The sequence below is a fragment of the Kitasatospora humi genome, assembly GCF_020907985.1.
Lineage (GTDB): Bacteria > Actinomycetota > Actinomycetes > Streptomycetales > Streptomycetaceae > Kitasatospora > Kitasatospora humi.
Genome location: NZ_JAJJPA010000053.1, coordinates 21,010 through 40,579, shown reverse-complemented (window position 1 = coordinate 40,579; position 19,570 = coordinate 21,010). Strand labels below are relative to the sequence as shown.

Genomic DNA, 19,570 nt, shown 5'->3' with positions numbered 1-19,570 from the left:
TCCTGGACGGCGACCCGAACGCCCTGGAGCTGTCCTACGGGCCGACCGGGCGCCCGTTCCTGCGCGGCAGCGACCAGGTGGACATCAGCCTCAGCCACACCGACGACCTGCTGCTGGTGGGCATCACCACCCGTGGCCTGATCGGGGTGGACGCGGAGCGCGCCGACCGCCCGATGTACCAGCGCGGTTTGGGCCGCCACGTGTGCACCCCGTACGAGCTGGTGACGCTGGCCGCCCAGCCCGAGGCCGAGCGCAACCCGGCCCTGGTGCGGCTGTGGACCCTCAAGGAGGCCTACGGCAAGGCGATCGGGCAGAGCCTGCGGATCAGCTTCACCGAGTTCGGCTTCGGTCCGGACGGCCGGCCCGTTCGGGTGCAGCGCCCCGACGGCAGCACCGGCAGCGGCGACGAGTGGGGGTTCCACACCTTCGCGCTGGACAGCGGGTACTACGTCAGCGTGGCGGTCTACGACCCCGGCCCCGTCACCACCGCAGACCTGGAAGCGCGGCGGGGGCGCGGACGTGACGCGCTCTGAGGCCGGGTCAGCTCGGCGGTTGCGGCGGTGGCCACTGCTCGGCGGCCGCGGCCGCCGGCCCCTTCCCGAGCAGGCCCGCCATCGCCACGTTGTACCCGGCCTGGAAACGGCTGGTGGCCTCCAACTCCTCGGTTATCTCGGATATGTGACGTCGGCAGGTGCGCACCGACATGCCGAGGCGGCGCGCCACCATCTCGTCCTTGTAGCCCCGGGCCATCAGCCGGATGATCGACTGCTTGAGGTCGTCGGTGGTCGGCGTGGCCTTCGAGGTGTCGTGGACGAACGGGGTCGCGCTGTCCCACAGGTGCTCGAACACCGCGCACAGGAAGGCCACCAGGGTCGGCTCGCGGACGATGGCGGCGCCCGTCGACGCCTCGTTGCCCTCGGTGCGGGCCGGCAGGAACACCGTCTCGCGGTCGTAGATCAGCATCCGGTCGATCACCTGGTCGGCGGTGCGGATCTCGGCGCCCAGCGCGGTGACGTCGCGGACGTACGCCTTGGTCGCGAGGTCGCTGCGGGCGGTGTGCTGGTAGATGGTGTGCATCCGCACCCCGCGCTCCAGCATGCCCTCGGCGGACTTCCGCGCGGCCGGCAGCAGCGTGGAGGGCCGGGCGCCGCCCGGCTGCACGGTGAGCACCTCCTTGCGGCAGGTCTGCCCCAGGTGGTCGAGCATGTTCTGGATCGCGTCGACGTCGGTGACCACGTCGAAGGCCTCGAACCGGTTGCGCAGCCGACGGCCCTCGAAGTACAGGGGGGTGAGGGACAGCAACTTGCCCCGCACGTCGGTGACCGCCTGCATGAGGGCGCGGACCTGGTGCTCCGCCGGGCCGACCAGATCGGCGGCGGCCACGTCCGGACTCACCGGGACCAGGACGCTCGGATCGCCCGGTCTGGGCTGCAGCAGGCGCATCAGCCGCAGGACCTGCTCGATGCGGTCGACCTCGGCTCCGTCCAGCTTCAACACCGTGGCGATGGCGTCCCGGTCGAACCGCCCCAGCTCGACGGCGTGCCCGTAGGCGCTCGCGCTCAGATCGTCGAGTTCGGCGAAGTCGGTCTGAAACTGTGGATGTCCGAACACTCAGAGGCCCCCGAGCAGAGTGCGAAATTCCTGCCATGCAACTTTACGCCATCGAGATCCCCTCGGACCGGTGCTGCCCGCGTGGCAGAGTGAGGCCCCGAGGCAAGCCCTTCACGGGCTGCGGGGCCCTAGCTTGCCGGAGTTTCCGACCTGTCGCGACTGCGTGGGAGGATAAAGATGAAGAAGTCGACCCTCAGGATTCGGCTGGCCGGGGGCATTGCGCTGCTCGCAGCGGGTGCAGCGGCGCTCCTCGGAGTGGGCCACACCACTGGATCCGGCGCCGGTCCGGCCAATCTCGCCGACGACCGATGGGGCATCAGCACACCGGCGCAGAACCTTCACCTGGAATCGGCCGCCAGTTCCGCCGACGGGCCCCTGGCGAACGTCAGACTCACCGGCACGTGGAAGGACGACGACCGCTGGGGCTGATTGTTCCGATGCCTGACGACCTCTTGGGGCTGATCATTCCGATGCATGACGACCGCTGGGGCTGATCATTCCGGTACCTGCCGTCCGGGCCGGCCAAGACGTGGGGGAGTGATCAGCGCCCCCGGCCGGCACCACGAGGCGGCCCTTAGCGGACACCCGACGGGAGTTGGCGGTCGGCATCCGCAGTCCTGCCGGGCTGACGGGCCGGCAGGGCGATCGCGGTGAGCAGCACCCCGCCGGTCGTTCCGAACCGCCCGTCGAACCAGGTCGGCGCGCCGGTGGCGCGGACCTCACGGTCCAGCAGCAGATGGGCCCGGAAGGTCCGTGCGACCGGATCGACCATCACGATGGCGTCCTCGAAGCCGAGTTCACGGGTCATCAGTGGGAACCACGTCTTGTAGACTGACTCCTTGATGCTGAACAGCAGCCGGTCCCACGCCACTTCGGGCGCGGACCAGCGCAACCGCGCGATCCAGTCGCGCTCCTCCGGGTGCGAGATCGACTCCAGTACCTTGTCCGGCAGCGGGGCGTTGGGCTCGGCGTCGATGCCGATCGCGCAGACCTCCGAGCGCGGGGCCAGCACCGCCGCCCGGTAGCCCGCGCAGTGCGTCATGCTGCCCACCAGCTGCCCCGGCCACTGCGGCGCGCCCCGGCGACCCGGCAGGACCGGCACCTCGGGCAGGCCCAGCCGCCCGAGTGCCTGGCGCGCGCACCAGCGGACCGTGGTGAACTCGCGCTGCCGCTCGACCACCGCGTTGCGGATCTGGTGGGCCTCTTCGGGGAAGAGCACGATCTCCCGGTCGGTGGTGGACTCGACGGCGACCGCCGCGGCGGGCAGCAGCGTGCTGATCACGATTTTCCTCCGAGCACCTCGAGGTGGGTGCCCCCACCCTCGCTCCGGCGCTCCGCCGCCGCCAGCGGCCACCGGCCCGCCCGGCCACGCGGCGCCCGCCACCGCCTGTGGCCTCCCAGCCGACTGCTACCCGCAGCCCGGCCCGCCGCCGCCCAGCCAGTGCCCTGCCACTCGTGCCCGGGGCCGCTTGCCATGGGGTTGTCACAAGGGGCGGCAGGGGTGCCCGCGGCGCGGCGCGTGCGGTTCCCGGGGTGGGGCCGCGCCCAAGCGGGGCACGGCGGGCCCGTCGGTGCTGGTCCCACCGTACGGGGGGAGCCGGCAGCGCCGCAGTGGGAAGTTGTTGCCGTGCAACTTCCGGTCGGCTTTCGGCCCGGGGGACGGACGGCGCGTGCTGCTTAGACTCGAGACCGCCGGCGGACGTGGTTCCGGATGGCAAGTCTCTACCGCGCCCGCGAGGTTCCGGTGATCGCCGTGAGGCGGGCGCGCCGACCGCGAGGCGGACGAAGCCGGGGAGCCAGAAGTGCTGATCGACCGTGAACGAGAGCTGGCCGTATTGGACCGCGCACTCGCGGACTGCTTGCGGGGGACCCCCAGGACCGTCCTGATCGAGGGTGCGGTCGGCTGCGGCAAGAGCGAACTCGTCGAGACGGTCGCCGAACGCGCCGCCGCCTCCGGCGCCGTGGTGCTGCGCGCCATCGGCACCGCCGTCGAGCGCGACCTCCCGCTCGGGGTGCTCGGCCAGTTGCTGTCCGCCGCTCCGGCCGGGGCCCTGCCGGACCCGGCGGCCGCACCGGACCCGTCCCGGATCGACGTGATGCAGTCCCTGTGCGCCGCCGTGCACCGGCTCGCCGAGGCCGCGCCGGTGGTCATCTGCGTCGACGACCTGCACCACAGCGATGACCTGTCCCGCCAGTACCTGCTCCACCTGATCCGCCGCACCCGCGCCGCCCGGGTGCTGCTGGTGTGCGCCGAGTCGGTCCACGAGCGCGGCGACGACCCCGTGCACGGCACCGAACTGCTGCGCCAGCGCGGCTTCCTGCGGATCCGGGCCGAGCGGCTGCGCCCCGAGGCGGTGAGCCGGCTGGCCGCGGCCGAACTCGCCGCCGGGCCGGCCGACGGCAGGAACTCGCCGCCGACCGACGCCGCCGGCGGCAATCCCCTGCTGCTGCGCGCCCTGTTCGAGGAGCACCGGGCCGGCGGTCCTGCCCCCGAACCCGGCGGCGCCTTCACCCAGGCCGTCCTCGCCTGCCTGCACCGCTGCGGCCCGGCCGCGCGCCGCCTCGCCGAGGTGCTCGCGGTGCTCGGCGAGCTCGGGTCGCGCGAGCTCGCCGTCCGCCTGCTCGGCAGCACCGAGGACGCGGTCGTCCGGGGCAGCGCCGCCCTCGACGCCGCCGGCATCCTGGACGGCTACCGCTTCCGCCACGCCGGCGCCCGCCAGGCGGTGCTCGACCGGATGGACCCGGACGACCGGACCGCCCTGCACCGCCGGGCCGCCGAACTCGCCCACCACGGCGGCGCCCCGACCGCCGCCGTGGCCGCCCAGTTGCTCGCCGCCGGCCCCACCGACCTGCCGTGGGCGGTGACGGCGCTCGCCACCGCCGCCGAGCAGCTGCTCGCCGACGGCGCGACCGACCTGGCCGCCGCCTGCCTCGAACTCGCCTACCGCGGCCGGGTCGACGACGGGCAGCGCGCCCAGTTCCGCACCAAGCTCGCCGCGATCACCTGGCGGACCAACCCCAGCGCCGCCGAGCGCGACCTCGCCGGCCCGCTGGAGACCCTGCGGGCCGGCCGCCTCGACCCGGCCCGGCTCGGACCGCTCGCCCGGTTGCTCACCGAGCAGGGCCGGATCGACGAAGCCTGCCAGGCGCTGGAGCGGCTGGCCGCCGGCCGCGAGGCCGAACGCACCGGCCGGCCCGCCCGACTCGGCCGTGGCACCGACCCGCTGGACGGCCTCTCGGCCTTCCCCTGGTGGGCCGGTTCGGCCCGGCCGGGCGCGGGCACCCGGCCCGGCGAACCGCTGCCCGCCCGGATCCCGGCACCCGCCACCCTGTGGGCGATCCCCGAGTACGCGGCGGACGGCGTGGCCGGCGTCGCGGCCGAGACCTTCCTGCGCGCCGCCACCCTCGGCGAGGGCACCGCCGCCCCGATCGTGCAGGCCCTGCGGGCCCTGCTGGCCACCGACGGGCCGTCCCGGGTGCTGCCCTGGTGCCAGGTGTTCGCGCAGGAGGCCGTCCGGCGCGGCGCACCCGGCTGGCAGACCGCGTTCACCGCCCTGCACGCCGAAGCCCTGCTGCGGCAGGGCGACCTGACCGGCGCGCAGCAGCAGGCCGAGGCCGCCCTGGACCTGCTGCCGGAGCGCGGCGGCAGCGCCTTCGCCGGGGGCGTGGCAGCCACCCTGATCCGCGCCGCCACCGCGGCCGGCCGGCACGACACCGCCGCCCGCGAACTCAGCCGCCCGCTGCCCGAGGGCCTGGCCGGCAGCATCCACGGCCTCGCCCACCTGCGGGCCCGCGGCCAGTACCACCTCGCCACCCACCGCTTCCACGCCGCCCTGGGCGACTTCCTCGACATCGGCCGCAGCCTCAAGCGCTGGGGGCTGGACCGGCCGCTGCTGATGCCCTGGCGCACCGGCGCGGCGGAGGCGCTGATCCGGCTCGGCGAGGCCCCGCAGGCCGCCCGCTTCATCGCCGAGCAGCTCGCCCACCGGGACGCCGCCCACCCGTGGATCTCCGGTCTGACCCTGCGGGTGCGGGCCGCCCTGTGCGAGCCCCGGGAGCGGCAGGCGCTGCTCGCCCGTGCGGTGGACGAGCTGCACGGCTCCGAGGACCGCTACGAACTCGCCCGGACACTGGCCGAGTTCGCCGGGACGCTGGAGGAGCTCGGCGACGGCAACCGGGCCCGCATGGTCGCCCGGCGGGCCTGCCAGCTCGCCAAGGAGTGCGGCGCCCACGCGCTGCGCGAGCAGCTCGCCCCGGGCCTCGGCGAACCCGGCGGACCGTCCGAGGACACCCGGCCCGACCGCGTCGACCCGGCCCGACTCCACGCCAGGCTCAGCGACTCGGAGAAGCGGGTGGCGATGCTCGCGGTGCACGGCCACACCAACCGGGAGATCGCGATGAAGCTCCACATCACGGTGAGCACGGTCGAGCAGCACCTCACCCGGATCTACCGCAAGCTCAACATCACCCGCCGTCAGGAGCTGCCCGTGGAGTTCCACCTGCTCGATTCGGCGGGCCGGGTGTGACGGTTCGGCGAGCCGCATGACAGGAGTCTGGCAATGCGGTGAACGCACGGCGCCGGGGGTGGCAGGAATCCATCGGACACGATGCGTCGGCCGGGGAGATCACCGGGCCGGCGCCCGCCGACGTTGCCGAACCGGCCGCCCGCCGGAGAGGCTCGGTACGATGCCGGGCCTACCCACGGAGACGCCATGACGACGCAGCCCATGCCGCCGGAGGCGGTCCTGACCGAGGTGCCGCGCACCGACATGCCGGCCCGGGTCGAGGAGCGGCTGAGCGGCCTGCTGCACGCCGAGCAGGCCCGGTGCCGGGCGGTCGAGCCCCGGGCCGCGGGCATGGTGGAGGCCCTGGCGGACCTGGTCACCGCCGGCGGCGAGCGGATCCGGCCCACCGCCCTGCTCACCGGCTACCTCGCGGCGGGCGGCGACCCGGCGGCCACGCCGGCCGTCGACGCGGCAGTGGCCCTCGAACTCCTCGACGCCTGCTACCTGATCCGCCGTGACGTCCGGGAGAACACCCTGCTGCGGCACGGCGCCCCCACCCTGCACGTCCGGCACGCCGCCGAGCACGAGCGCAACGACTGGGGCGGCGACGCCCGGGGTTTCGGCGTCGGCATGGCCTCCCTGATCGGCGACCTGGCGACGGCCCTCGCCGACCGGCTCGCCGCCGACCTGCCCGACGCCGCCCGGCAGGTCTGGCACGACCTGCGGATCGGCCGACTGGGCGGCAGCTACGCCGACCACGTGCTGTCCAGCCGCTACCTGGCCGACCCGTGGCCCTCCGGCTGCCTCACCGGCTGCTCCCGCGGCTGCGCCAGCGGCTGGTACGCCCTCCAGCACCCGCTGCTGATGGGCGCCGCCCTGGCGGGCCGCGGCGACCTGGCGGTGGCCTACCAGGACTACGCCCGCCTGCTGCACGCCGCCTGGCGGGTGCGCGGGTTCCTCGACGGCGAGGACCACGACTGGTACGGCGACCTGCTGCGGGAGCTGCTGCTGGGCACCGAGGACCGCGCCCGCGCCGAGCGCACCATCGGCCACCTGCTCGACCGCACCCGTCGGATTCTGGCCGCCGCCCCGGTCTCCCCGGCCGGGCGCACCGAACTCACCGCCCTGGCCGTCCGCCTGGCCTCCGCCCCGGCCTAGAGCGTGCGCGGGGTGCCTGGGCGCAGTGTGCTGACCCAGCTGCGCAGGGCCTCCTTGCGGACGCCCCCGCGGTCGTCCCTGGGCAGGGCCCGCGCCAGCTCCAGCCGGGTGGGCAGGAAGCCCGGCCCGACACCCCGGGCGGCGAGGTGCTCGCGCAACTCGACCAGGCCGGGCGGCTCCGCCTCCGTCGTCGGAACGACCACCGCGCAGGGCAGCTCCCCGTGCTCCTGGTGCAGGTAGTCGACGACCGCCGCCTCCGCCACCCGGGGATGGGTCAGCAGGGCTTCCTCGACTTCGGCCGTCGGGACCATGAAGATCCCGCCCACCCGCTCACCGGCCCGGGCCAGCACCTGGACCCCGCCGAGGCCGTCCGCGCGGCCCAGGTCGCCGGTGTCCAGCCAGCCGTCCTGCTCCCACGCGACGACCGGGGCCGGGTCGCCGTGCCGCCACACCGCCGCGGCGACCGACGGCCCGCGCACCAGGAGCGGAGCGGGCTGCCGCCCGCCGGCCGGGCAGGGGCCGGCCGGGAGGACGGAGACCTCCAGGCCCGGCAGCGGGCGCCCGTCGCTCTCGCCGGCGCGCTCGGCCGGCGTCTCGCCCCGGGCGACCGTGCCCAGGCCCACCTCCGGCGACCCCCACACCGCGTGCACCGGGGCGCCCAGGGCCGCCGGAAGCTCGGCCAGCAGCGGCGCGGAGGTGCGGGTGCGGCCGCCGGAGAGCGCCAGGTTCAGCGCGTCCAGCCGCCGGGGCCGTTCCCGCTGCGCCGCCAGCACCTCCGACCAGTGGTCCGGTCCCGCGTACGCCAGGGTGACCCCGGCCTCGGCCATCAGGTCCAGGCAGGTGCCCGGGTCCCAGACGTCCTGGAAGACGGCGGTGCCACCGAGCGCCAGCGGCCAGTACACGGTGAACAGCAGTGAGGCCAGCGAGGTGAGCGGCAGCGAGGAGTAGATCACCTCGCCGCGCTCCGGCCCCGGGCCCCCGGCCGGGCGGCGGTGGACGATGTTCGCGTAGAGGGTGTTGGGGGTGTGCAGGGCGGCGGTGTAGCGGTCGCCCAGGCCCATCACCGTGACCATCAGGCCGATCCGGTCGGCCCGGTCGGCGCCCGGGGACGCGCCGGCGCCGTGGCGTCCGCGCTCGTGCGGGACCCGGCGGAAGTAGTCGTCGAAGTCCAGCGCCCCGGTCGGCGCGGCGTCGCCCAGCACGACCCGCTGGCGCAGCCAGGGCAGCCGCGGGGCCATCTCCGCCAGCGCCCGGGCGTGCTCGAAGCCCTCCCACCGGTCGGGCACCACGCAGACCCGGGCCTGGGAGGCGGCCAGGATCCGCTCCAACGCGTGCGCCCGCACGCCCGGGAGCACCGGTACGACCGGGGTGCCGGCCCGCAGGCAGGCCAGCACCAGGGCGGCGGTCTCCCACCAGCCGGGCAGCTGGACGGCGACCGGGTCGCCCTCGGCCAGCCCGAGCGAGCGCAGCGCGGCCGCGAACCGGTCCACGGTGTGCGCCAGGCGGGCGTAGCTGACGGTCACCGTGCGGTGCCCGGCGGCCCGGTGGCGGCGGTGGGCCACGATCGCGGTCCGTTCGGGGTCGAGCGCGGCCGTCCGGTACAGGTCGTGCAGAAAGGTCTCGGTGCGCCACCACCCGGCCGCGCGGAACCGGGCGGCCACGTCGTCGGGCGGGCGGATCGCGGCGAGCGCCTCGGGGGCCAGGGCCCGTCCGGGCGGCGGGGACCGGTCGGGCTGCCGGTTCCCGGTCACGGCCATCGGCCCACCGACCAGGCGACCTGGACCCGGGAGGTGCAGCCGAGCCGGCGCATCACCTCGCGGACGTGGTTGACCACCGTCCACTCCGAGATCTTCAACCGGACCGCGATCTGCCGGTTCGTCAGCCCCTCGGCGATCAGCATCGCCACCTGGACCTGGCGGGGCGTCAGCGGTCGGCGTGCGGGCTCGGCGGGTTCCGCGCAACCGGCCCCGGCCCCGATCGCGGGGGCGGGGGCGGCGAGCGCTTCCAGCACCGCGCCGGCCGGGGTGAGCCGGCGGCCCTCGTCCCGGGCGGTGGCGAAGTCCGCCGGGCTCAGCCGGGTGCGCAGCAGGTCGGTGGTCTCCGCGAGCGCCGCCCGCCGCGCCTCGTCCGGGCGGCTGCCGGGCCCCCGACGCAGCGCTTCGGCGGCGGCGAGCAGCCGGAGCACCCGGGGCTGCTGATGGGTGGTGGTGTGGGCCAGTAGCAGGGCGAACTGCTCCAGGGTGCCGGGCAGTTCGGTCCGTTCGCCGAGTTCGTCGGCCACTCGCAGACTCTCCCGCAGCGCGCTGTCGGCCGCTGCCGCGTCGCCCGCCTGCGCGGCAGCGGCCGCGAGCTCGCGCAGGGCGTCGGCGACGCCCTGGCTGTGCCGCAGCCGGCGGTGCGCGGCCAGGCCTTCGGCCAGCAGGGCGGCGGCCTTGCGCTGCTCGCCCCGGGCGCGCAGCACCCGGGCCAGTTCGACGGTGGCCTCGGCGGCCGGGTGGGCGGCGCCCAGCGAGACCAGCACCTCGCGGGCGGGGGCGAGCGCGGCCTCGGCGGCGGTGGGGTCGCCGAGCCGCAGCAGGGCGGCGCCGAGCCGGGCGGAGACGGCCGCGACCTGCCGCCGGTCGCCGAGCCGGCGGGCGGCTTCGAGGGCTGAGCGGTGGCGCTGGACCGCCGCCTCCGGCTCGCCGAGGGCGGTCGCGAAGCAGCCGGCGAGATCGGTCAGCCGGACCCGCAGCGGCTCGGACAGGGACGGGTCGGCTGCCAGCCGGTCGCTCCAGTCGCGGCCGTCGCGCAGTCGCCCGGACAGCAGCCACGGTCGGCCGCAGGCCAGCAGCAGGTCGGCGGCGCCCTCGGCGTCACCGCGCTCGTGCAGCCGTCGCAGCGCGGCGGACAGGTTGGCGCCCTCGCCGGCCAGCGTGCGCAGCCAGTGGTCCTGTTCGCTGCCGGTGAGCCGCGGCTCCACGGCGGTGAGCAGCCGGCGGTACGCCTCGGCGTGGCGGTCCCTGGCCGCGTCCGTGCGGCCGGTGTCGGCCAGTTCGGCCAGGCAGGCGGAGCGGATCGGCTCGGGTACCGCGAACCGGGGCTCGCCCTCCTCCTTGCCGGTCACGGTGAGCAGGTGGCGGTCCAGCAGGGCCTCCAGCGCCGCCTCGATGTCGGCGCCCCCGGGCGGGGCGGCCCGTTCGGCCATGGGGAGCCCGAATCCGCCCTCGAAGACGGCGAGTTGTTCGAGCAGGGCGTGGTGGTCGGGGTGCAGCCCCTGCCGGCTCCAGGCGGCCAGCGCGGTCAGCGAGTGGTGCCGCTCGGGTGCGTCGAGCGGGCCGCCGCCGAGCAGTGCGCCGCGCTGGCGCAGCCGGGCGAGCAGGGCCTGCGCCGAGTGGAGCCGCAACTGCCGGGCCGCCAACTCCAGGGCGAGCGGCAGACCTTCCAGCAGGACGCAGATTCCGGCGACGGCGGCGGCGTTCTCCGTGGTCAGGGCGAAGCCGGGGTCGATGTCGTGCGCCCGCCGGACGAACAGCGCGACGGAGGGGAGCCGGAGCAGTTCGTCCGGCTCGTCCTCGGGCGCCGCGCCGGTCTCCGGCACGGGGAGCGGACGGACCGGCAGCAGTCGCTCGCCCGACACCCCCAGGGGCGACCTGCTGGTCGCCAGCACCACCAGGTCCGGCTGGTCGGCGAGGAGTTCGGCGACGGCGGTGGCGAGTGCGCGCCCGTGACCGTCGCAGGTCTCCAGGCACAGCAGCAGCCGGCCGTTCCCGTCGTCGGCCAGCCGCAGGGCGGCGGCCTCCCGCCGGATGGTTTCCGGCAGGCCCTCCCCGGGCGCGGCGGCCAGGTCGACCGACCAGGCGGCGGTGAAGCCGGCGGCCGCGGGCACGGCCGCCGCGGCGAGCCGGCTCTTGCCCACTCCCGCGGGCCCGGTGAGGGTGAGCAGCCGCAGTGACGGGTCCGCCAAACGTGCTTCCAGTGCGAGCAGTTCGCGCTCGCGTCCGATCAGCTGGGCCGCTGCGGCCAATGGCGGCGGCACCTGCGCGGCGCGGACCGACCGCCACCCCTCTCGTGTTGCCGGCATCGCCCGCCCCCGTCCTGTCGTTCCCCGTTCACTCGGACACTGATCCGGCCGAGGGTCCTGGTCGTACCACCCTCGCCGCCGCGGCTTAAGCCCGGCTAAAGGGCCGGCCCGGGCTGCGGCCGGGGCCCGGCAGCCGCCAGACGCCGGGGCGGACCTCCAGGCGGTGGCCGGGGCCGGACCGGGCGGTGCGCAGGGCGCGCCGGGCGAACGACTCCAGCCGGCGGTCGCGGAGGGTGCGGGCGAGGTCCAGGCAGGCGGTGAAGCGGGTGCCCGCCCGGGTGCGGTCGCCGGCCGCCAGCGCGTGGAACCCGAGGGCGCGCAGCACGTCGAACCGGGCCCGCGGGGCGGCCGGGTCGGGGGCGGCGGCGAGCGCGGCGGTGAGCAGGGCCTCGACGGCGGCGCCGTCCCCGGTGTCCATCCGCAGTTCGGCCAGACCGACCAGGGCCCGGCTCAGCTCCGCCCGCTGGCCGGTCTCCTCGGCGATCCGGCGGGCCAGCCCGTAGTGCTCCTCGGCCTCCTCCAACCGCCGTTGCTGCCAGGCCAGATCGCCGAGCGAGCGGAGCGTGCGCACCTCGGCCCCGCGGTCACCGCAGCGGCGGGCGGCGTCCAGCGCGAGTGCGTGCGTCTCGGCCCAGGCGTCCCAGGCGGCATGCGTCTCAAGGTGGCCGTCCAGCGCCGCCACCAGCCGTACGGCGGCGGTCAGTCGGCCGGCCCGGTGGGCCTGCCGGACGGCGCCGACGAGCGCGTCCCGCTCTCTGGTGAACCAGCCGGCGGGCTCCGGCGGCTCCTCCCCGCCGGGCCGGGCGCCTGTCAGTACGGCGCTGACCTGCTCGGCCGTGCGCGCGTACTCCTCGCACAGCCGCTCGATCGCGTCCCCGATGTCCTGCGGGCTCTCCTCCTCGTCGAGCCGTTCGACGGCCAGCACCCGCAGCAGCTCCGGGACTTGGTGACCGGCCCGGTCGGCGTCGACCAGCAGCCGGTCCTCGATCAGCCCGTCCAGCAGCCGGGCGGTCTCGGCGGGGGGCAGGCCCAGCACCGCACCTGCCGCCGCGCGGCCGAACGGGCCGGCCGGCAGCAGCCCGAGCAGCCGGAAGGCCCGCCGCAGCTCGGGCCGGGCGTCCCGGTACGCCCGCAACAGCGGGGTGCGGGCGTCGAGTTCACCGATGTGGAGGTCACCGAGCCGGAACCGCTCGTCCCGCAGCCGGTCCACCAGTGAGGCGGCGCTCCAGTGCGGACGGGCCGTCAACTGAGCGGCCACCACCCGGATGGCGAGCGGCAGCCGACCGCACAGCTCCAGGAGTTCGCGGACGGCGGCGGGCTCGGCCGCCGCCCGCTCCGGTCCCGCCGCCGCGGCGAACAGCAGCCGGGCCTCCTCCGGGTCGAGGGCGTCCAGCAACACCGGCCGGATGCCCCCGAACCCGGCGGGCAGCCGGCGGGTGGTGACGATCGCGCTGCTCCCGGCGGTGGTCGGCAGCAGCGGTCGCAGTTGCGCCTCGGAGTCGGCGTTGTCGAGCACCAGGAGGAGTTGACGACCCATCAGTTGCTGCTGCCAGGCGTCCCGGAGCTCGCCCGCCCCGGCGCCGTGCGCCAGCCGCACCCCGCGCCGTCGGAGCAGCGTGGAGATGGCCTTGGTGGCGGGCAGCGGGTGTCCCGGCTCGGGCTGGAGGTCCAGGAAGAGCCGGCCGTCCGGGAAGGCCGGGCCGCTGCGGTGAGCGGCCTCCAGGGCGAACGCGGTCTTGCCGACGCCCGGTTGCCCGGTCACCGCGACGAACGACCCGGCCGGGGCCTGTCGCAGCAGTTCCTCGACCCGGGCGAGGGCGGTGTCGCGGCCGGTGAAGACCGGATCGGCGGGGGGCAGCGCGGCACCGGCCGGTGCGCCGGGCGACGCCGTCCCGCCGGCGCCGTTGCGAGCGGCCGCGCTGCCCCCCTGCCCGGTGGCCGGGAGCAGCAGCCCCGGGTCGCCGGCCAGGATCCGGCGGTGCAGCCGTTGCAGCGGCGGACCGGGCTCGACGGCCAGCTCGGCCACCAGCAGCTTCCGCAGCGCGGCGAAGGCCTGCAGTGCCTCCGCCTGCCGCCCGGCCCGGTACAGGGCCAGCATCAGGTGGCCGTGCAGCTCCTCGCGCAGCGGGTGTTGGGTGGCCAGCGACCGCAACTCGGCGATCAGCTCGTGGTGGCGGCCGAGTTGGAGGTCGGCCCGGATCCGCTGGTCCAGGGCGGCAGCGCCGGCCTCGGCGAGTTGGGCGGCGGCTCCTTCGAGCAGCGGTCCGTGCGGGGTGTCGGAGAGCAGCGGGCCGCGCAGCAGCGCGACGGCCCGGCTCTGGAGGTCGGCGGCGTCGTGGTAGCGGCCGTCGGCCAGCGCCTCCCGGCCGAGCCGGTGCAGTCCCTCGAACACGGACAGGTCGAGCAGGTCCGGGGCGAGGGCGAGCCGGTAGCCCGGGGGCTGGGTGCGCAGCAGCTCCCTGCCCCGGGCGGGGTCGACGGTGGCCAGCAGCTTGCGCAGTTGCGAGACGTAGACGTGCAGGGTGGAGGTGGCCGTGCGGGGCGGCTCGTCCTGCCACAGTTCGGTGACCAGGCTCTCGACCGACACCACCTGGTTGGCGCGGACCAGCAGGGTGCCGAGGAGCGCCCGCAGCTTGGCGGCCTTCGGGGTGTGCGAGACCCCGGGCCCCGCACCGCCCTCGATCTCCATCGGTCCCAGGATCCGGAACCTCACCGGGCCCACCCCCCGTGCTCTCTGCCGCCGGGCGGTCGACGGCGACGCGCCGCCCGGCCGGCGCCGGATCAGAAGTCCTGTACCACCGTGGTGCGTGCCTCGGCCACCGTTCGCCGGTTCTGGGTCAGCGTCAGCGTGACCGGGACGGTCGGCCGCCCGGCCGCGTCCCGCCCGCCGGGCCCGGGAACGGTCGCGCAGCGCACCGGCAGTTCCGCGTCGGCGTAGTCGCGGAAGCGCACCTCGCAGGAGGCCAGCAGGGCCCGCTCGGGGGCCAGGCCGGCGGCGTGCCCTGCGGTCAGCACCGAGGCCTGCCGCAGGGACTCCAGCAGCAGGGTGCCGGTCAGGTGGCCGTCCGGGGTGGCGCCCAGGGCCGGGTTGTCGCGGCTCGGCATGATCCAGGTGCTGAGCCGGCCCCGCGAGGACCGGCTCGGCTCGCTCACCACCGCGTTCGCCGCCGAGGCGCGGCCGACCGCGCCGGGTTCGACCGGCCGGACCGGGCCGTCCGGCTCGTCCGCCAGCTCGGGCACGGCCCGCACCGCCCAGCGGCTGTGCGCCACCTGGGTGCGGTGCAGCCCGGGCATCACGAAGACCAGGCTCGCGATGCCCGTCGCGCACGGCACGTCGTCCAGCGACACCGCCACCCGGAAGTCCAAGCCGCGCGGCACCCCGTTGACCGTGTTGGCGGCCGTGGCCCGCAGTTCGGTGGTCATCCGGGCCGCGCCGCGCCTGGCGCGCCAGGCGGCCACCTCGGTCACGCCGAAGTCGACCCGGTAGAACAGGCCGGGCCGGTCCGCGGGCACACCGAAGTACTGCTGCCCGATGAACTCACCGACCTCCTGGACCGCCTCGGTGACGAGCTGCGGGTCGTGGAAGTGGCCTGGCCCGTCGTTGAACAGCGGGTGGGTGCTCGGTGCGTCCCCGGTGAGCAGGAAGCGCTGCTCACCGCCGCTCGGTGCCTCCAGCGGGTGGTGGTCCCAGGAGGGCGGGCAGTGGATCAGGTGCCGGGTGGCGTGACCGAGCAGCCCGTGGTCCAGCCCCGGGCTGACGATCGCGGTGCTCTCGACGGTCATGACGGTTCCCTCACCCGGATCGGCTGGTGGCCGCGGTATCGACAGGCCTCGCTCCAGCATCGCCGCACCGGGTGGTGTGCGGACATCCGGTGACGGTGGCAGCAAGTTGCGCGGCCGGTACTCCCGGGCGGGGGGTGGCTCGCGTGCGTCGAGGCCTCGCGGCGTCGGACCGCTGTGCGGTGCCCGGGCGGCCGGGAGGGACGCTTCCGACCACCCGGGCGCCTTCGGCGCGGCGGCGACGGGTGCGGCAGGGGCGTGCTGTGCCGCGTCAGCGGCCACCCACCAGGCGGCTCAGTTCGGCGTCCCAGTCGATGAGTTCGGCCTCGGTGCCGCGCGGCACGAGAGCGAAGCTCTGCTTGCGCAGCCAACTGCGCAGCGGCTTGACGGGAACGTCGAGCAGCGCGGTGCCGTCCCGCCCGGCGAGCATGATCCGCAGTGCTCGGCGGCCGTGGCACTGGCAGGGCGGCCAGATCCGCACGTCGCCGAGCCCCGCCGGTTTGTGCAGGCCTTCCCACAGCAGGTCGCGGGAGAACACCCACGTCCCGACGGCCTCGTCGGAGTCGGGGAACTCCAGGACGACGGCGAAGGGAGCGTCGCGGCGGTACCCGAAGCGCACCGGAAGGTCGATGAACTGTCCTTCACCGATGAAGAGTTGCGCGTCCAAGGGGAGCGCGGTGGAGTCCTCTCCCCGGGCGGGACCCTGGTCGTGGATCGGGTGGCGTGCGGGCACGGTACCTCCAAGGTGGTGACGGTCGGCGAGGCCTCTCAACCGACCGCCTCCGCGGCTTTGGCGATCGTGTGGACGACCGCATCGGGGTCGGTCGGCAGGGAGAGGCGGCCGGGGACCTGCGCGCGGTTGGCAGGGCACGGGTCGGGCCTCCGCCGCGCCGACGTCCGGCGCGGCGGAGGGCAGCGGGTGGTGGGTGGTCAGCCCTGGTGCAGCGCCTCGTGCAGCGTCTGGACGGCGAGGGTGATGGCGCCCTGGGCGGACTTCGAGGGACGCAGCGCGTTGAGCATCACGAAGTCGTGGATGGTGCCGAGGAAGCGGACGGCGGTGACGGGCACGCCGGCCTGGCGCAGCTTCCCGGCGTAGGCCTCGCCCTCGTCGCGCAGCACGTCGGCCTCGCCGGTGATGACCAGCGCGGGCGGCAGTCCGGTGAGTTGCTCGATGGTGGCGCGCAGCGGGGAGGCGGTGATCTCGGCGCGCTGGGCGGGGTCGGTGGTGTACTGGTCCCAGAACCACTGCATGGCGTCGCGGCGCAGGAAGTAGCCGGTCGCGAACCGGTGGTAGGAGTCGGTGTCGAAGGCGGCGTCGGTGACCGGGTAGAACAGCACCTGCTGCACCAGCGGGACGTCGCCGCGTTCCTTGGCCATGAGGGTGAGGGCCGCGCTCATGTTGCCGCCGACGGAGTCGCCGGCGACGGCGATGCGGGTGGCGTCCAGGTCCTTGGCCTGTCCGTCGGTCACGATCCAGCGGGCGACGGCGTAGTTCTGCTCGATGGCGACCGGGTAGCGGGCCTCGGGCGACAGGTCGTACTCGGGGAAGACGACGGCGGCCTGCGCGCCGACGGCCAGTTCGCGCACCAGCCGGTCGTGGGTGTGGGCGTTGCCGAACACCCAGCCCGCGCCGTGGATGTAGAGGACGACGGGGAGCGTGCCGGTGGCCCCGGCGGGGCGCACGATGCGCGCCCGGACCCGGCCGGTGGGGCCGCCGGCGACCTCGATCCACTCCTCGTCGACCGGCGGCTTGGCGATCTCGCCGGACTGCACCTCGTCGACCGCCGTGCGGCCCTTGGCCGGGCCCAGGTCGAACAGGTACGGCGGGTTCGCGGTGGCCTCGGCGAAGGCCCGGGCCTCGGGCTCCAGGGTCGGCCCGGTGCCGGTGGCGTTCTGCTCGGACATGGTGATCACCTCTCGGATTGGTACGTCCTGTGGTGGTCCCAGGCTAGGAACACGCGGGCGGGGTGGCTGTCCCGACGGCGCACACCCTCCAGTCGATCCGCGCACCCTCACCCGCGCGGGCCATCGGCCCGGCCGGCGACCTGATGCCGCGTCACCACCGGAGGCGGTCTCGCGGTCTCACCAGGAACGGCGGTGCAGGGCCACGTGCACGGTGTCGACGGCCTGGATCAGGGCGGCCCGTGCGGTGCTGGTGGGGAAGAGCGCGTCCAACAGGAGGAAGCCGTGCACGGCCCCCTGGTAGCGCGTGGCCACCACCGGGACGCCCGCCGCGCGGAGCCTGGCCGCGTAGGCCTCGCCCTCGTCGCGCAGCACGTCGGCCTCGGCGGTGACCACCAAAGCCGGGGGCAGTCCGGTGAGTTGGTCAGGGGTGGCCCGCAGCGGCGCGGCGGTGGCCTCGCGCCGCCGGCGGACCTCGGGCAGGTAGGCGTCCCAGAACCGGCGCATGTGGTCGCGGTGCAGGAAGTACCCGGTGGCGTACCGGTGGTAGGACGGGGTGTCGAAGTCCGCGTCGGTCACCGGGCACAGCAGCACCTGGTGCACCAGCCGCAGGTCACCGCGCTGCCGGGCCAGCAGCGTCAGGGCCGCCACCAGGTTGGCTCCCGCGGAGTCGCCGACGGCGGCCATCCGCCCGCCCTCCAAGCCGATCTCCCGGCCGTGCGCCTGGATCCAGCGGGCCGCCGCGTAGCACTGCTCGACGGCCACCGGGTAGTGGGCCGCGGGTGCCCTGGTGTAGTCCACGTACACCACGGCGGCGTCGGTGCCCAGGGCGAACTCCCGGATCAGCCGGCCGTAGGAGGCGGCGTCGCCGAGCGACCAGCCCAGGCCGGAGAGGAACAGCACCACGGGGCTCGGCTCGGCGGCGCCCACGGGCCTGGTCACCTGGACGTGCACCCGCCCGGTCGGTCCGCAGGGCAGGGCGAGCCACTCCGTCGCGGTGCCGCACGGGTCGTCGGGCTCCTTGACGCCCGAGGCGGCGTCGTCCCGTCCGTCGGCCGCGACGGCGTCCCACGCGTCGGCCGCGGAGGTGTTCCGGGCGTCGGCCGCGGTGGGGAGGGGGAGTTCCGGGAAGTCCGTCACCACCTTGCCGGCCCGAGCGTCCAGGAACTCCTGGAGCGCCTGCTCCAGCACCGGTCGTCGGCCGTGCGAGGGGGTGGTGTCGGACAACTTCTCGGCTCCTGGCAGGTTCGAACGGGTACGACGGCGCGCGGCGGGCACCCGGTAGCGCGCCGCGCGCAGTGCCGGGTCGGCATGGCCGGCGCGCGCCTTCCACCTCCGCGCCCACGCCGTCCGACCGTACTGCCGGGACGGCGTCCGCGGGTGGCCTGTCCGTGCACGGATTCCGGCCACCCGGCGAGCGGGCGGTCAGTCGGCGTCCGCCGTCCGGAGCGCGCGCCACTCGCGCGGCGAGACTCCGTAGGCGGCCCGGAAGGCCCGGCTGAAGTGGGCCGGGTTGACGAACCCCCACCGCTGGGCGACCGCCGAAACCGTCGGCGCGGTCCGGCCGCGGCGGCCCAACTCCCGGGCGCACGCGTCCAGTCGGCGTTGCTGGATGAGTCGGCTCACCGTCACCCCCTCGCTCTCGAAGAGCCGGTGGAGGTACCGCACGGAGATGTGGTGGGCCTGCGCGATCGCCTCGGGTGACAAGTCCGGATCGCCCAGGTGGCGGTCGATGTGCTCGCGTACCCGGCGGACCAGGTGGTCGTTCCGGCTGCGCGGCCCGTCGGCCGCCTGGGCGGCGGTCAGCTGGGCGACGAACACGCTCAGCAGGTCGGCGACACTGCCGGCCAGGCGGTCGCCGACCGGTGCGGAGTAGGAGGGCGCGGACGCGGCGAGGCAGTTGAGGAAGGGCAGCAGCACGGATCCGCAGCCCTCGACCGGAGTGACGGCCGTCCCCGCCACCTGTCGCAGTTCGCGCTCCGGCACGCCCAGCAGCCGGCGCGGCAGGTGGAACAGATGGGTGCGGAAGCGCTCCGGGAAGTCGACGCAGTAGGGCCGCGCCGTGTCGTACAGGACCAGCCCGCCGGCCGGCACCTCCGCACGGCGGCCGTCCTGCTCCAGCACGGCCCGCCCCGACACCTGCACCCCGACGCCGACCTGGGGCTCGATCTGCGGGGTCCGCGCGATCAGCGCCGCCGTGCGGGAGACGCGCGCCGCGTCCGCCTCCAGCGTCGAGATCCGCACGTAGCCGAGCCGGTGGGAGGCCAGGAGTCCCTCGAACGGCCGCCCGGCGAGCGGGACCACCTCCACCGGCACCAGCGTCCGCGACACCGCCCCGCCCCAGAACGCCGCCTTCTCCTCATCCGGGACGGACGCAGTCGTCACCTGCAAGTCCACCTGACCGTCCTTTCACCGAACCCTGCGACCGTCAGCATGGTCCACAGCCCAGGAGGCCTGTTAGGTCATCTGACTGTCAGGTTGCGGTGGTGCGCTGTGAGGTCAGCCGGGTGCACGGGAGCACGGGTGGACGGGTGCACGGGCGCACGGCCGC

14 protein-coding genes are annotated in these 19,570 nt (G+C 75.6%); 4 read left to right on the top strand and 10 right to left on the bottom strand.

The window, feature by feature from the left end:
* Positions 1 to 533: 4'-phosphopantetheinyl transferase family protein (locus tag LN042_RS31175; RefSeq protein ID WP_230054786.1), on the top strand; the 533-nt coding region annotated here is incomplete at its 5' end.
* A gap of 7 nt (positions 534 to 540) precedes the next feature.
* On the opposite strand, the gene LN042_RS31170 is transcribed toward LN042_RS31175, so the two are convergent.
* On the bottom strand, positions 541 to 1,611 hold the full coding sequence (locus LN042_RS31170) for a helix-turn-helix domain-containing protein (protein ID WP_230054785.1): 1,071 nt from the start codon (positions 1,609 to 1,611) through the stop codon (positions 541 to 543).
* Positions 1,612 to 1,788: 177 nt separating this feature from the next.
* On the opposite strand from LN042_RS31170, the gene LN042_RS31165 reads away from it, so the two are divergent.
* Positions 1,789 to 2,040, top strand: coding sequence for a hypothetical protein (locus tag LN042_RS31165; protein WP_230054784.1), 252 nt, complete (start codon positions 1,789 to 1,791; stop codon positions 2,038 to 2,040).
* Positions 2,041 to 2,185: 145 nt separating this feature from the next.
* Here the strand turns inward: LN042_RS31165 and LN042_RS31160 are convergent, their stop codons facing one another.
* Positions 2,186 to 2,893, bottom strand: coding sequence for a 4'-phosphopantetheinyl transferase family protein (locus LN042_RS31160; protein WP_230054783.1), 708 nt, complete (start codon positions 2,891 to 2,893; stop codon positions 2,186 to 2,188).
* 520 nt (positions 2,894 to 3,413) lie between these two features.
* On the opposite strand from LN042_RS31160, the gene LN042_RS31155 reads away from it, so the two are divergent.
* Both LN042_RS31155 and LN042_RS31150 read left to right on the top strand, forming a co-directional pair.
* Positions 3,414 to 6,137, top strand: coding sequence for a helix-turn-helix transcriptional regulator (locus LN042_RS31155; protein WP_230054782.1), 2,724 nt, complete (start codon positions 3,414 to 3,416; stop codon positions 6,135 to 6,137).
* A 186-nt stretch (positions 6,138 to 6,323) separates the two neighbouring features.
* Positions 6,324 to 7,274 carry a polyprenyl synthetase family protein gene (locus LN042_RS31150; protein ID WP_230054781.1) on the top strand — a complete coding sequence of 317 codons (951 nt, stop codon included), beginning with the start codon at positions 6,324 to 6,326 and terminating at the stop codon, positions 7,272 to 7,274.
* Here LN042_RS31150 and LN042_RS31145 read toward each other — a convergent pair.
* The 8 genes from LN042_RS31145 to LN042_RS31110 form a co-directional block, all read right to left on the bottom strand.
* Complete coding sequence (locus LN042_RS31145; protein WP_230054780.1) at positions 7,271 to 9,031, bottom strand: AMP-binding protein; 1,761 nt, start codon at positions 9,029 to 9,031, stop codon at positions 7,271 to 7,273. The two genes, LN042_RS31150 and LN042_RS31145, sit on opposite strands and share 4 nt — an antisense overlap.
* Positions 9,022 to 11,337 carry a helix-turn-helix transcriptional regulator gene (locus LN042_RS31140; RefSeq protein WP_230054779.1) on the bottom strand — a complete coding sequence of 772 codons (2,316 nt, stop codon included), beginning with the start codon at positions 11,335 to 11,337 and terminating at the stop codon, positions 9,022 to 9,024. The genes LN042_RS31145 and LN042_RS31140 overlap by 10 nt, the downstream gene beginning before the upstream one ends.
* An 85-nt stretch (positions 11,338 to 11,422) precedes the next feature.
* Entirely contained in the window at positions 11,423 to 14,026 is a 2,604-nt protein-coding gene (locus tag LN042_RS31135; RefSeq protein WP_230054778.1) for an AfsR/SARP family transcriptional regulator, read from the bottom strand.
* Between the two features lie 92 nt (positions 14,027 to 14,118).
* Positions 14,119 to 15,120, bottom strand: coding sequence for an AfsA-related hotdog domain-containing protein (locus LN042_RS31130; RefSeq protein WP_230054777.1), 1,002 nt, complete (start codon positions 15,118 to 15,120; stop codon positions 14,119 to 14,121).
* 268 nt (positions 15,121 to 15,388) lie between these two features.
* Positions 15,389 to 15,850: an SsgA family sporulation/cell division regulator gene (locus tag LN042_RS31125; protein ID WP_230054776.1), complete on the bottom strand. Its 462-nt coding sequence runs from the start codon at positions 15,848 to 15,850 to the stop codon at positions 15,389 to 15,391.
* Between the two features lie 197 nt (positions 15,851 to 16,047).
* Complete coding sequence (locus tag LN042_RS31120) at positions 16,048 to 17,022, bottom strand: alpha/beta hydrolase (RefSeq protein ID WP_230054775.1); 975 nt, start codon at positions 17,020 to 17,022, stop codon at positions 16,048 to 16,050.
* A 177-nt stretch (positions 17,023 to 17,199) separates the two neighbouring features.
* Positions 17,200 to 18,246 carry an alpha/beta hydrolase gene (locus tag LN042_RS31115; protein ID WP_230054774.1) on the bottom strand — a complete coding sequence of 349 codons (1,047 nt, stop codon included), beginning with the start codon at positions 18,244 to 18,246 and terminating at the stop codon, positions 17,200 to 17,202.
* 198 nt (positions 18,247 to 18,444) lie between these two features.
* The gene (locus tag LN042_RS31110) at positions 18,445 to 19,416 is read right to left on the bottom strand and encodes an AraC-like ligand-binding domain-containing protein (protein WP_443667718.1); all 972 of its coding nucleotides are present in this window, start codon (positions 19,414 to 19,416) and stop codon (positions 18,445 to 18,447) included.
* Positions 19,417 to 19,570 lie beyond the last annotated feature (154 nt).